This is a genomic window from Sphingobacterium sp. UME9, from assembly GCF_014170215.1.
Taxonomy (GTDB): domain Bacteria; phylum Bacteroidota; class Bacteroidia; order Sphingobacteriales; family Sphingobacteriaceae; genus Sphingobacterium; species Sphingobacterium paramultivorum.
The window spans coordinates 258304-271569 of sequence record NZ_LZZP01000014.1; the positions used below are offsets into that span (position 1 = coordinate 258304).

The window sequence follows — 13266 nt, forward strand, 5'->3', positions numbered from 1 at the left end:
TAAGATTTTTCTTTTTTTTTTACATTTATTATTCTTTACATTTATTTAACAGATTTTAACATTTCTGGAAAAATAACCAAATTAGAAAAAAATGAATAACCAAGGGGCCTGAATCTGCCAATAATATAGCATTGTTGTCGTCAGACCTAAAAAAATGACCAAAAACTTAAATAATAACCAATATCAACTAAAACAACTAAAGCATAAACATAAATTTTTTTAAACCACCTATTTAGTAAAATTATGATGAAAAAAACGGACAAAAATTGCTGTTTTGATCTCATATTGGGCCAAAAGTTCAATAAGAGGTTTCTGATTATGAGTTCTCTTCTCATTGGGGGAGGAATGACCACTCATGGATTTGCCAGTGGATTAACTAGCCATGGCAAAGTTGAAGTCGTTTCATTAATCAAAACAAGGAGCATACAACAGACACCTATCAAGGGGGTCGTGAAGGATGCTGCTACAGGTCAAGGTATTACTGGTGTATCTGTGAAAGTCAAGGGGAGCAGTAACGGGACGTCAACCGGCGAGAATGGTGCATTTACCATTCAAGCAAAAGTGGGTGATGTGTTGATTATCAGTTATATTGGGTACAAAAGTACTGAAGTTGCTGTTTCTTCGAAAGCTGATCTTGCAATTCCCTTAAGCGGTTCAGAAGATGCCTTGGAAGAGGTTGTTGTCACAGGTTATTCGGCACAGCGTAAAAAAGATTTAACTGGTGCTGTTGCCGTTGTCAATGTGAAGGAATTGAAAACTACCCCGGCTGCGAGTGCTGTTGAGGCGTTGCAAGGGCGGGCAACAGGTGTTCAGATCGTAGTCGATGGTGCCCCTGGTTCTACACCACAGATCAAAATTCGTGGTTACAGTACGATCAACAACAACGAGCCGCTTTACATTATTGATGGAGTGCCTTATGAAGGAAAGTTAAGCTGGTTGAATCAAAATGATATTGAGACGATGCAGGTCTTAAAAGATGCATCAGCAGCTTCAATTTACGGTTCACGTGCAAATAATGGTGTTGTCATCATTACCACAAAAATCGGTAAAAGTGGAAAACCTCAATTTAGCCTTGACTCTTATTATGGTGTGCAGGTTCCAAACAGTGGGCGTTTTCCAAAAATGTTATCTCCACAACAAACATTGGATATTGAAAACAGATTGGACGGTACAAACAATGTGATGCCAGATTACCTTATTGCTGGACCTAAAGTGGGCGGGAAAGATGTGATTACAGCCGCAGACGTGGATATGTCAAAATATAAGTACGATGCGAGTAGCCGAAGCGATTTTTATCAAATTACCAAAGCAAATAAGGCCGGAACCAACTGGTTTGATGCTTTATCCCAAAATGCGCCTACTCAGTCGCACCAACTTAGCGTTTTAGGAGGTGGTGAAGATGCTTCCTATGCGATTTCGGGCGGTTATCTGAAACAAAAAGGAACGATTATTCATACCGGTTTTGAAAAATATAATCTTCGTTCAAACACACGCTTCTCTGCCTTTAATAATAAACTACGTTTCGGCGAAAATATGCAATATAGTTTTACGGAAGGATTTGGTATGGGGGTAAATACCAATACTGCCGGGGACTATATCGGTGAAGGTAGTGCTTTAGGTTTTGCGTATCGTATTCATAATATCATTCCTGTATATGATGAGGGCGGAAATTTTGCAGGATCTGTTGGCGGACAGTATGGTAATGGAGAAAATCCTGTTGCTATCGCCTATCGTGCCAAGGATAATAAAAATAAGAGCAATATGTTTTTCGGGAATGTCTTTGGAGAATTTGATATTGTCTCAGGATTAACCTTCCGTAGCAGTTTTGGTATGAAGTATGAAAACTACAATGGTGTATCTTATACCTATCCAAACCCTGAGTTTACAGAAGGAAGTTTTAACAACGGAATTAATGAATTTTTTGGACTGAATAAAGAATGGACTTGGACAAATACTTTAAATTATAAAAAAACATTTAATGAGGCGCATACGTTGAGCATTCTCGCTGGTACGGAAGCTATTCAGAATAGAAATAGGCAGATAAGGGGGAAAGGAAATGGCTTTTTTACAATGTCATCGCTTGATTACCTTTACTTGGATGCCGCTTCAACTGGTCGCGTCAGTGAAGGTAGCGGTTCTGTAGGTTCCTTGTTTTCGGTGTTTGGAAAGGTGGATTATTCCTACAAAGATCGGTATATCTTAAGTGCAACAGTGCGTCGTGACGGTTCTTCTAATTTTGGGCCGAACAATAAATATGGAACATTCCCTGGAGCGAGTGCTGCCTGGCGCTTGTCGGAGGAAGAATTCATGAAAGGTGTTTCATGGATCTCGGACCTAAAAATCAGAGCTGGTTATGGTGTGACGGGGAACCAACGTATTCCAGCCAATCAATATCTGAATCGCTATCAGGTCGCTATTAATTCATCTTCATATCCTATTGACGGAAGCTTGACTTCCGGTATGTGGCACAATGCCTATAGTAATCCGGACGTGAAATGGGAACAAGTATCTGCATTAAATATTGGGGTGGATTTTACCCTCGCACAAGGTGATTTTGATGGATCTTTCGATTGGTACAATAAAAAGACGAAAGACATGCTGTACCTGTTGCCTTTACCTGCTGTTGCCGCAGGCCGGGCCGGATCGCCTTATGTAAATATTGGTGATATGCAAAATAAAGGTATCGAATTTTCATTGAATTATCATTACGGTAGACGTCAAGAAAGTGCATTTAAATTGGATCTGTCCGCTACTATTTCACGTAACGTGAACAAGATTGTTTCTTTGGCACCATCAGTAACCCAACAAGTGTACGGTAGTTTTAGAAGTATGGAAACCTCCATCTTAAAACCTGGAGAACCTCTTGGTGCTTTCTATGGCTATAAAGTAATTGGTATTTATTCGGAAGCGGATATCAACAATGCGAGTGTCGCTAAATATGAGGATGGAAAGTCGAGAGCTGGTGGACTTAAATTTGAGGATGTCAATGGTGATGGCAAAATTGATGCAAGTGACCGTACCGTTATAGGTAGCCCACATCCTGATTTTGTGTATTCATTCAATATCAATGCGGCTTATAAAAACTTTGATTTTATGGCCTACTTCTATGGCTCAAAGGGTAATCAAAACTATGAAGCTACGCGGTATTTTACAGATTTTGGTGTGTTTAGAGGTCAAAAAAGTACGCGCGTATTGGATGAATGGAGTCCAACGAATAGCGGTAGCATGATCCCTTCCCAAGTGAGAAATGCTTCACCCTATGAGTATGCTTCTTCGAGCTATTATGTACAGGATGCAAGTTTCTTGAAATTGAAAAATCTTCAAGTTGGCTATAACTTCGATACCAGTCGTGTTTTTGGTAATAATACCGGTATCAAGAAACTCCGTGCTTATGTGGGGGTAACAAATCTGTTTACGATTACTAAATATGAAGGGCTTGATCCAGAAGTTACGGCTACTCCGTCGACTTACCCAGCCTTGGGTGTAGACTTTGGTGTGTATCCACAGGCTCGTCAATATATGTTGGGTGTTAGTCTAGGATTTTAAGGGTTTAGTGATTTAAGTTAAAATTTGATTGAAATGAAAAAAAGAAATATAATTACAGTTTTAGGTATATCATTGACTTTATTAGCCTCTTGTGGAAAATCTTTTTTGGAGCGTGATCCGCAAGCTGAATTGCCTGAGTCTCAGATTGTAAATTCAAAAGGTATAGAGGCCTCTCTTATCGGGACGTATGGTATATTAAACGGCAATGTCAACGGTACCTGGGGGAATTACTCTTCGGCGCCTAGTCAATGGTTGTTTGGTGAAGTTGCTGGAGATAATGCACATAAAGGATCTGAGGCAACCGATCAACCGAACATGAATATGATCGAATTTCATACGCCAAATAGTTCGAACGACAACCTGAGTCAAATGTGGGAAGTTTATTATGAGGGCGTATTAAGGGCAAATAATACGTTGCGTATTCTGAAGGCTGACCAAGCAGGTGGAAAAACGGTAACGGCTGCACGTGCGAAGGAAATAGAAGGTGAAGCCCGAGTGTTGCGAGCACACTATTATTTTTATTTATGGCGTGTTTTCAAAAATCTAGCGTATGTTGATGAGAATACAACAGATGATGAGGCTAAAACGAAACCGAATAAGGATGATGTACTTCCGAAGATTATTGACGATTTAAAAGCTGGAATAGCTAATTTGCCAGCGACAAAAATCAATAGCCAGGCCGGACGTATGGATCAGAATATCGCGAAAGCTTATCTGGGTAAAGTTTACCTCTATCAGAAAAAATATGCGGATGCGTTAGTTTTGTTTAAGGAAGTTATAGGTGCAAAGGATCTACGTACGATGCCGTACCAAAATAACTTTGATGTACTTACAAAAGACGGCCCAGAAGCATTACTGGTATCGAAGCATGTGATTAATCCAGATGGATCTGGTGATAATGCCAATGTTGGTGATATGTTGTCTGGATTAAATGGAAGTAATCCTGTAGGTTGCTGTGGTTTCTATCAACCGACCATTGATTTGGTTAATGCGTATAAAGTCGATGCAAATGGATTACCATTGTTAGATGGTTCTTATCGAAATAACCCATATAAATCAGATTTCGGTTTGTCCGATGACGCAAAGAAAACATATAAACTTGATGTTACGCTTCGTTTTGACCCACGTTTAGATTATACGGTTGGCCGTAGAGGTGTGAATTTCTATGATTATGGTGTTATGCCAGGTGATGCATGGATTCGTGAGGTGAGCTCGGGTGGACCATTTGTTGGTATAAAAACAATGATTCCGAAGAGTTTGCATGCAACACATACTGCGTCAGGAGCGGCATATATTACTGACTTGGATGTTAATATTATTCGTTTAGCTGATGTTGTTTTAATGGCAGCTGAATGTCAGGTTGAATTAGGCGATTTAGGTGCAGCAATGAATCTGGTAAATGCAGTTCGTGAGCGTGCCGCAAAATTACCTCCTAAAACGACTGGCGATAATGTAGCAGCGGCAGTATATGTTGTTAAACCTTATACTTCTTTCCCAGACCAAAATTATGCGCGCAAAGCTGTTCGTTTTGAACGTCGTTTAGAATTAGCGATGGAAGGACATCGTTTCTATGACCTTGTGCGTTGGGGTGAGGCGAAAACTGTACTGGAAAGCTACGCTACGTTTGAAGGTGGTTTTATGGCCCGCTATAAAGGCTTAAACTATAAACCACAAAATGATTACTTCCCAATTCCACAATCGCAGATTGACAGAAGTGGTGGAGCTCTGACACAAAATACAGGATATTAATTTTTGATAGTTTTAAAAAGGAAAGGGGGAGGCAATGTCTTCCCCTTTCCTTTTTAAAGGATTTGTATCTGAATTTTGGCAATAGACGAAAGGGAGTTCTTGCAGTTTTTTGTATGTTTGAACTGATGAAAAAAATTTTAAGTGCATTGTTGCTGCTTTGGTTTGTGCCGGCGGCTACTTTTGTAGCGAAGGCTCAGAGCTTTGAGGATGTTTATCAGCTATTTCAAGAATCTAAAATATTAAATGATCATTTTGTTGGTTTTTCTTTGTATGACCTAAATGCCAATAAATATGTGATGGACATAAACGGCAATAAGCATTTTACACCGGCTTCCAATACAAAAATGTATACCACCTATGCTGCTCTAGCACTGTTGGGGGATTCAATACCAGGTTTGGAGTATGTGGAACGCGGAGACTCGCTGCTTATCTGGGGGACAGGTGATCCGACGTTTCTGCATAATCGGTTAGATACCCGGGTGGTGTATAACTTTTTGAAAAATACGAATAAACGCATTTTTGTTGTACCAGGGACAATGAAGAATAAGTTCTTTGCACATGGTTGGGCGATGGAAGATTTTGAAGCTTATTATCAGCCTGAAATCAGTACATTTCCTATTTATGGCAATGTGGTCACTTTTCGACAAAAAGGTTATAATTATTTATCGACCTCTCCAGCTAGTTTTCAAAATTCACTGGATTTTTTGCCGGAACCTAAGGTAGGTGATTTTGAACTTTCCCGCTCATTTCGTGCAAATTCCTTTTGGATGTCCAAACGTCCCGTTCCGAACGGTTATGTCAATGAAGTTCCATTTATCTATTCTGATAGCTTATTTGTTAAGTTACTGTCGGATAGTCTCGGTAAATCCGTGACCTTATTGTCTTACCAAAAACCAAGCAATACCAAGATACTCTATTCCGGCAGTACCAAAAATTTAATCCGTGAAATGATGTTGCCAAGTGATAATTTTATTGCTGAACAGTTTTTAATGATGTGTTCGTGGAAACAATTCGGCCAATTTGATACTTACTTGGTGCGGGATTGGATGAAGAATAACGTTTATAAATACTTTTCAGCTGAGGTTGCCATTTTTGATGGATCGGGCTTGTCGTCCTATAACAAGGTGACTCCACAAAATAATGTCGATCTATTGGTCGTCTTGAAAAATAAGTTGCCGGATGAGAAGGAACGTTTTCGTCTTTTTCCGGCTGGAGGCGTAGATGGTACCTTGAAACGTACCTATAGCAAAGATCTCGGAGAACCGTTTGTTTTTGCTAAAACGGGAACGATTACATCTGTCTACAATCAAAGTGGTTATTTGATCACACGGACAGGAAGGCGCTTGGCATTTTCTTTTATGAACAATAATTATATAGATGATCGAGCAAGTGCAATTCGTAAAGAAATGGCTAAAATAATTACTTATATTCGTCAAACTTATTAAGCCAATTTAAATGGAAGCAATTGTAAAAAACAATAAAAAATTGATTCGTTCTTGGGCCATGTTCGATTGGGCCAATTCTGCTTACAACCTTGTTATTACTTCCACGATATTCCCTGTTTACTATACCGCAATTACTACAACAAAAGAGCATGGTGATGTTGTTAGTTTCTTTGGGATTGAAGTTGTCAATACCGCACTTTCCAATTTTTCTTTGGCCTTTGCCTATCTGTTGATGTCTTTTTCTTTGCCCTTTATTTCTTCGTACGCTGATGCAAAAGGAAAAAAGAAACAGATTATGAAATTCTTCACTTATGTTGGAGCAGTTGCATGTATGTGCTTATTTTTCTTCAAGCTTGAAACTTTGGAAATTGGTATCATCTGTTTTGTGCTTGCAGCGATGGGGTATATTGGCGGTGTTTTGTTTAATAATTCCTATTTGCCGCTTTTGGCGACAGTCGATCAACAAGATAAGGTGAGTGCGCAAGGTTTTGCTTATGGTTATATTGGATGTGTTACTTTACAGATTCTTTGTTTTATAGTGGTGCTTAAACCTGAATGGTTTGGTATTACAGATGCTTCACTACCGGCTCGTATATCGTTTCTAATGGTCGGATTGTGGTGGCTTGGGTTTTCAATGATTCCTTTTAAATACCTGCCTAAAATCGATGCAACCGAGAATAACACAGGTAAGAGTTTCGTTCAGAATGTACGGGATGAATTCGGCCATGTTATCCAAAAAATCAAAGGTATTCCTGAAATAAAGCAGTTTTTGCCGGCTTTTTTCTTCTATGCAATTGGTGTTCAGACTTTGATGATTGTAGCCTCCTCTTTTGGGGAGAAAATTTTGCATTTAGGCGCAGAAAGGTTGATTGCTACAATTCTTCTCATTCAGCTCGTAGCTATCTTAGGTGCATTTTTAATGTCTTATTTATCTACGCTTTTTGGGAATATTAAGGTGTTGATCGTTGTGGTGATGATCTGGATCGGCATCTGTATTTCGGCCTTTTATTTATCTACTCCACTTCAGTTTTATATTATTGCTGCACTGGTCGGTTTAGTTATGGGCGGGATTCAATCCTTATCGCGTTCAACCTATTCTAAATTAATTCCGACGGATATCAAAGATACGACTGCTTTCTTCTCTTTTTATGACGTCACAGAAAAAGTTGCTATAGTTATAGGATTATTCTCATTCGGGTTTATAGAACAGGTTACACATAATATACGATATTCGGCATTGGTTCTTTCTTTATTTTTTGTAATTGGATTGTTACTTTTGATCCGGATATTAGTATCCAATAAATCTTAATTTTATTGATTGAATTGCATATGAAAGTAGAACTTTTTGTTCCTTGTTTTATAGATCAGCTTTACCCTGAGACCGCTTTTAATACGGTTCGTTTATTAGAAAAGGTCGGCTGCGAGGTTGTCTATAATCCTGAGCAGACATGCTGTGGCCAGCCTGCCTATAATGCTGGATTTTGGGATGATGCAAAACAGGTCGGACGGAAGTTTTTAGGTGATTTCTCAGGAGATCATGTGATTATTTCTCCTTCGGCGTCTTGTACTGGTATGGTACGACATGCTTATAATGATTTATTCGCAAATTCGGCAGATTCCCATCAATGCCATAAAATACAGCAACAGGTTATGGAAATCTCTGATTTTTTAGTAAACGTGCTAAAAAAAGAGTATTTTGGAGCTGAGCTTGAGGGTGTTGCGGTGTACCACGATTCTTGTTCGGCTTTGCGAGAGTGCAAGATTAAAGAGGAACCACGGAAATTATTGAGTAAGGTCTTAGGTTTGGAGATGGTGGAGGTGAAAGATAGCGAGACATGTTGTGGGTTTGGGGGTAGTTTTGCCGTTAAATTCGAAGGAATATCTGCAGCAATGGCTGAGCAAAAAGTGCGCAATGCACTTGATCTGAATGCGGATTATATTATTTCCACTGATTCATCTTGTTTGCTACAGCTTCAATCTTATATCGATAAACATAAATTACCCATTCAGACGATGCACCTCGTTGATGTGTTGACTACTGGCTGGGGAAATATTTAAATAACACATTAAATCTAAACACATGAATTCAAGAAGAGATTTTCTTAAAAACCTTGCGCTAGCATCTGCTGGTATAGCATTAGCTCCCTCTTTGGAGAGTTTTGCGGCAGCAAAGAAAGATTGGTTTGACATTTCCTTGGCTGAATGGTCATTGCATAAATCCTTGTTCAAGGGAGATTTGAACAATTTGGATTTTCCGGTATTAGCTGCCAAAAAATACGGTATCTACGGGGTGGAATATGTGAATCAGTTTTTTAAGGATAAGGCTAATGATAATAACTACCTTACTGAGCTAAATATGCGTGCAAAAGATAATGGTGTACGTAATGTACTCATTATGATTGATGGTGAGGGAAATCTCGGTGATGAAGATGAAACAAAACGAAAACAAGCCGTGCAAAACCATTATAAGTGGATTTCTGCAGCTAATTTCTTAGGTTGTCATGCAATCCGTGTCAATGCGGCTGGAAAAGGGACTCCTGAGGAAGTGAGTAAACGTGTTGTTGAAAGTTTAACAACGCTATCTGATATTGGTAAAAAAGCGGGGATTAGCATTATTGTAGAAAACCATGGTGGTATCTCTTCACATGGTGACTGGTTGGCCAATACATTAAAAGCAGTGGGTAGTAAGTATTGTGGAAGTTTACCTGATCTTGGTAATTTCTATGAGTATGATCGTTATCAAGGTGTAACAGATCTAATGCCTTATGCGCATGGTGTGAGTGCCAAAACACATGATTTTGATGCCAATGGAAATGAAACGCAAATTGACTATGAGCGTATGTTGAAGATTGTTAAAAAAGCAAAATTCAAAGGTTATGTGGGGATTGAATATGAGGGAAGTAAGTTGAGCGAAGAAGAGGGTATTTTTGCTACTAAAAAATTACTGGAACGTTTGCGCCCTTTGATCTAATATTTAACTAGTCGAGTTCTTTTCAGGAAATGGAAGGAACTCGGCTAGTTAAATAGGTTTTAATTGAAGTGTTGCTCGGATGCAACAACGAAAAAAACTGCAGTCCATTCGTTAGAAACCTATTAAAATCTTCACTATCTTGCTTGAGTATATGAAGACGAGTGAACAACCTCTTTCTTTGTGTAGAGGATCATCGGATTTTTCCGTTTACCGATGGTATATTTTATAAATGGAAATCGCACTACCTTATTTTGAAAAATAACGACTAAAAAAAACATGAATTTTGAAAAAAATGCTGTTCTTGAAACCCATTTGCAAAAAGTAGGGGCGGAACATGTATTGGTACAAGGGCATCCTGCCGGCTTGTTTGTATTATTCTTCACAGAGATGTGGGAGCGTTTTAGCTATTATGGTATGCGGGCGCTGTTGGTAAATTTTCTGGTTTCTACCATTGCCCAACAAGGATGGGGTTGGACCAACTCCGAGGCCATGAAGCTTTATGGTTTGTACACCGGGATGGTGTTTTTAACGCCACTGTTCGGCGGGATTATAGCCGATCGCCTAACAGGATATAAAAAATCCATTATGGTCGGAGCTATAATTATGACGCTGGGACATATCGCTATGGCTTTAGAGGGATTTAATAAAAGCTTCTTTTTGGCGGGTTTGGTGCTGATTGTTTTGGGAAATGGTTTGTTCAAACCCAATATTTCTTCGATGGTAGGGAAATTATATCCGGATAAAGGAGGTAAAAAGGATGCGGGTTATACCATCTTTTATATGGGAATCAACGGGGGAGCGTTTTTAGGAATGATGCTGTGCGGTTATATTGGTGAGAAAATCGGCTGGCATTATGGTTTTGGGCTTGCCGGAGTATTTATGTTTTTGGGAATGTTGCAGTTCTATTTTGCGCAGCCCATCTTCGGAAAAATTGGAAATACACCCCAGAAACAAGAAGAGTTAACCGATATTGCAGCCGGTCAAGAAGAAAATCCAAAGCATATTGTTCGTGATCGTTTGCTGGTAATAGCCATTTTTATGTTGTCAAGTATTGTTTTCCATTTAGCTTTTGAGCAAGCAGGTGGTTCGATGACGATCTTTGCAAAAAATTATACACAACGGGTATTGAGTGGTGAAGTGGCGGTTTTATTTAAATGGTTGGACGCTGCATTGACGGTTTTGCCGATTGTGGTAATTACTGGCGTACTGTTTGTTTTAGCGAAGAAAATCATACGAAAATACCCTATGATTATACTTTTTTCGAGTATTTCTTTTGTGATCATTTGGTCTTTGTGTCTTTGGAAAGTTTATCGGGAATATTATGGTATGAATTCAGAAGTTACTGTATCCTGGTTTCCGATGTTAAATTCTTTCTTTATCATTACCCTGGCCACATCATTTAGTAAGATATGGGAGAAAGTGTGGAATCCTTCTGGTCCAATTAAGTTTGCAATGGGGCTGACATTGGTTGGAGTCGGTTTTGCAGCTTTATCTATTGGAAGCTCTGAGATTCCTACCGGTGCAAAGACGGCCTCTGTTAGTATGATCTGGCTGGTATTGGCGTACTTTTTTCATACAGTGGGCGAATTATGTATTGGTCCGGTCGGACTTTCTTATGTCAGTAAACTATCGCCAAAAAAATTCCTGGGGTTATTGTTTGGTTTTTGGTTTTGTGCCAATGCCATAGCTAATTTTATAGGGGGCTTTATTGGGTCATATATTGATAAGATTACAGAATCTCATTCCATGTCATATTTCTTTGCTGTATTTACAGTAATTCCTATGGTGGCTGCTGTATTTCTTATTCTGGCCAACAAAAAAATAAAAAAGATGATGCATGGGATTGATTAATTCATAGAAAAATAGTGTATCTTCAAGCGATTTTTATCAAAATAAAAACAAAACCTGAGTTATAAAACAATTATTGAAATTATATGAATCAAGAAAAAGATCAAGTTCTTGTAGCACATCTTGCTAAGCAGGGGATCGATGACAAGATGGTAAATGGGCATCCTGCCGGATTATTTGTGCTATTCTTTACAGAGATGTGGGAGCGGTTTAGTTACTACGGTATGCGGGCATTGTTGACCTTATTTTTAATAAGTTCCCTTGCTGATGGGGGATGGGAATGGAGTAACGAACGTGCCATGAAACTTTACGGTTTGTATACTGGTTTTGTCTATTTAACACCATTGATCGGTGGAATGATTGCGGATAAGCTAACCGGTTTTAAGAAGGCGATTTTGATAGGCGCTTTGGTAATGACACTAGGGCACCTGTCTATGGCATTTGAGGGCGTGAATTCCAATTTCTTTTATCTCGGTCTTGTGTTAATGATTTTGGGTAATGGGATGTTTAAACCTAATATTTCTTCTATGGTGGGAAATCTTTATCCAGATCAAAGTCCTAAAAAAGATGCGGGGTATACCATATTCTATATGGGCATCAATGCCGGGTCATTTTTGGGAATGCTTCTATGTGGGTATATCGGCGAAAAAATTGGTTGGCATTATGGTTTCGGGCTTGCTGGAGTATTTATGTTCTTTGGTATGTTGCAATTCTATTTTGGACAAAAGATATTTGGAATTATCGGAGATTCACCCAAAGAACTTCAGGCTTACCATGAGAAAAAGATCAAAAATCACGAAGAGGAGGAAGAGGTCATTCCTGCACATGTTGTCCGTGATAGGTTAATAGTTGTCACCATATTTATGTTGGCTAGTGTGGTTTTCTTTCTGTCTTTTGAACAGGCGGGCGGATCCATGTCCATCTTTGCAAAGGACTATACACAAAGGGTCCTGTCTGGAAGTTCGGCAGTGACATTTAAATGGATTGATACTATTTTGACTATTGTGCCTATCGTTATTGTGACGATCGTTTTAACAGCATTGGCTAGAAAAATATATAAACAGTATCCATTGACTATTTTATTTACTGCTGTCTCATTTGGTATTATTTGGTGCTTAGGCTTATGGAAAGTATTTCGAGAAATTGGAATAACCGGATCGGAAGTTGGGGCCTCATGGTTTCAAATATTGAATGCATTTTTTATTATTTCACTTGCATCGTCATTTAGCAAATTCTGGGAGAAGGTCTGGAATCCTTCCGGACCAGTTAAGTTTGCGCTAGGTTTAATATTGGTGGGAATTGGATTTGCAGCATTAGCTTATGGGGCGAGCGAGATTCCTCAAGGAGCAAAGACAGCTTCTGTTAGTATGATTTGGTTGGTGATCGCCTATTTCTTCCATTCAGCAGGGGAGCTTTGTCTTTCACCTGTTGGCTTGTCTTATGTTAGTAAGCTTTCCCCAAAGAAATTTTTAGGGCTTCTTTTCGGTTGCTGGTTCTGTGCTTCGGCAATTGCCAATTTTATCGGTGGATTTTTAGGCTCATACATTGATCGCATTACAGAAGAGCATTCGATGTCCTATTTCTTTATGATATTTGCAATAGTTCCTGGGGTTACGGCATTGCTATTAATTGTCTTGAATCCAATATTGAAAAAAATGATGCATGGTATCAACTAATCAGGATCGATAGCGTCATAAAAATAAGGGC

8 protein-coding genes are annotated in these 13266 nt (G+C 39.0%); all 8 read left to right on the top strand.

The window, feature by feature from the left end:
- The first annotated feature begins 243 nt into the window (after window positions 1–243).
- A complete protein-coding gene (locus A9970_RS27950) occupies window positions 244–3546 on the top strand; it encodes a TonB-dependent receptor (protein WP_259655503.1) in 3303 nt (1100 codons plus the stop codon).
- A gap of 33 nt (window positions 3547–3579) precedes the next feature.
- Complete coding sequence (locus A9970_RS27955) at window positions 3580–5295, top strand: RagB/SusD family nutrient uptake outer membrane protein (protein ID WP_182984457.1); 1716 nt, start codon at window positions 3580–3582, stop codon at window positions 5293–5295.
- A 125-nt stretch (window positions 5296–5420) separates the two neighbouring features.
- Window positions 5421–6740: a D-alanyl-D-alanine carboxypeptidase gene (locus tag A9970_RS27960; RefSeq protein WP_259655504.1), complete on the top strand. Its 1320-nt coding sequence runs from the start codon at window positions 5421–5423 to the stop codon at window positions 6738–6740.
- Between the two features lie 10 nt (window positions 6741–6750).
- Window positions 6751–8049, top strand: a complete 1299-nt coding sequence (locus tag A9970_RS27965; protein WP_120333333.1) for an MFS transporter — start codon at window positions 6751–6753, stop codon at window positions 8047–8049.
- Between the two features lie 20 nt (window positions 8050–8069).
- A complete protein-coding gene (locus A9970_RS27970; RefSeq protein ID WP_070566110.1) occupies window positions 8070–8798 on the top strand; it encodes a (Fe-S)-binding protein in 729 nt (242 codons plus the stop codon).
- A 22-nt stretch (window positions 8799–8820) separates the two neighbouring features.
- Window positions 8821–9711, top strand: a complete 891-nt coding sequence (locus A9970_RS27975; RefSeq protein ID WP_046672364.1) for a TIM barrel protein — start codon at window positions 8821–8823, stop codon at window positions 9709–9711.
- Window positions 9712–9987: 276 nt separating this feature from the next.
- Window positions 9988–11562: a peptide MFS transporter gene (locus A9970_RS27980; RefSeq protein WP_182984459.1), complete on the top strand. Its 1575-nt coding sequence runs from the start codon at window positions 9988–9990 to the stop codon at window positions 11560–11562.
- Between the two features lie 83 nt (window positions 11563–11645).
- Entirely contained in the window at window positions 11646–13235 is a 1590-nt protein-coding gene (locus A9970_RS27985) for a peptide MFS transporter (RefSeq protein ID WP_182984460.1), read from the top strand.
- Window positions 13236–13266 lie beyond the last annotated feature (31 nt).

Excerpts from the sequence above, each read along its gene's own strand:
- A9970_RS27950 (WP_259655503.1), top strand. The coding sequence starts at position 244 with ATGATGAAAAAAACGGACAAAAATTGCTGTTTTGATCTCATATTGGGC.
- A9970_RS27955 (WP_182984457.1), top strand. The coding sequence starts at position 3,580 with ATGAAAAAAAGAAATATAATTACAGTTTTAGGTATATCATTGACTTTA.
- A9970_RS27960 (WP_259655504.1), top strand. The coding sequence starts at position 5,421 with ATGAAAAAAATTTTAAGTGCATTGTTGCTGCTTTGGTTTGTGCCGGCG.
- A9970_RS27965 (WP_120333333.1), top strand. The coding sequence starts at position 6,751 with ATGGAAGCAATTGTAAAAAACAATAAAAAATTGATTCGTTCTTGGGCC.
- A9970_RS27970 (WP_070566110.1), top strand. The coding sequence starts at position 8,070 with ATGAAAGTAGAACTTTTTGTTCCTTGTTTTATAGATCAGCTTTACCCT.
- A9970_RS27975 (WP_046672364.1), top strand. The coding sequence starts at position 8,821 with ATGAATTCAAGAAGAGATTTTCTTAAAAACCTTGCGCTAGCATCTGCT.
- A9970_RS27980 (WP_182984459.1), top strand. The coding sequence starts at position 9,988 with ATGAATTTTGAAAAAAATGCTGTTCTTGAAACCCATTTGCAAAAAGTA.
- A9970_RS27985 (WP_182984460.1), top strand. The coding sequence starts at position 11,646 with ATGAATCAAGAAAAAGATCAAGTTCTTGTAGCACATCTTGCTAAGCAG.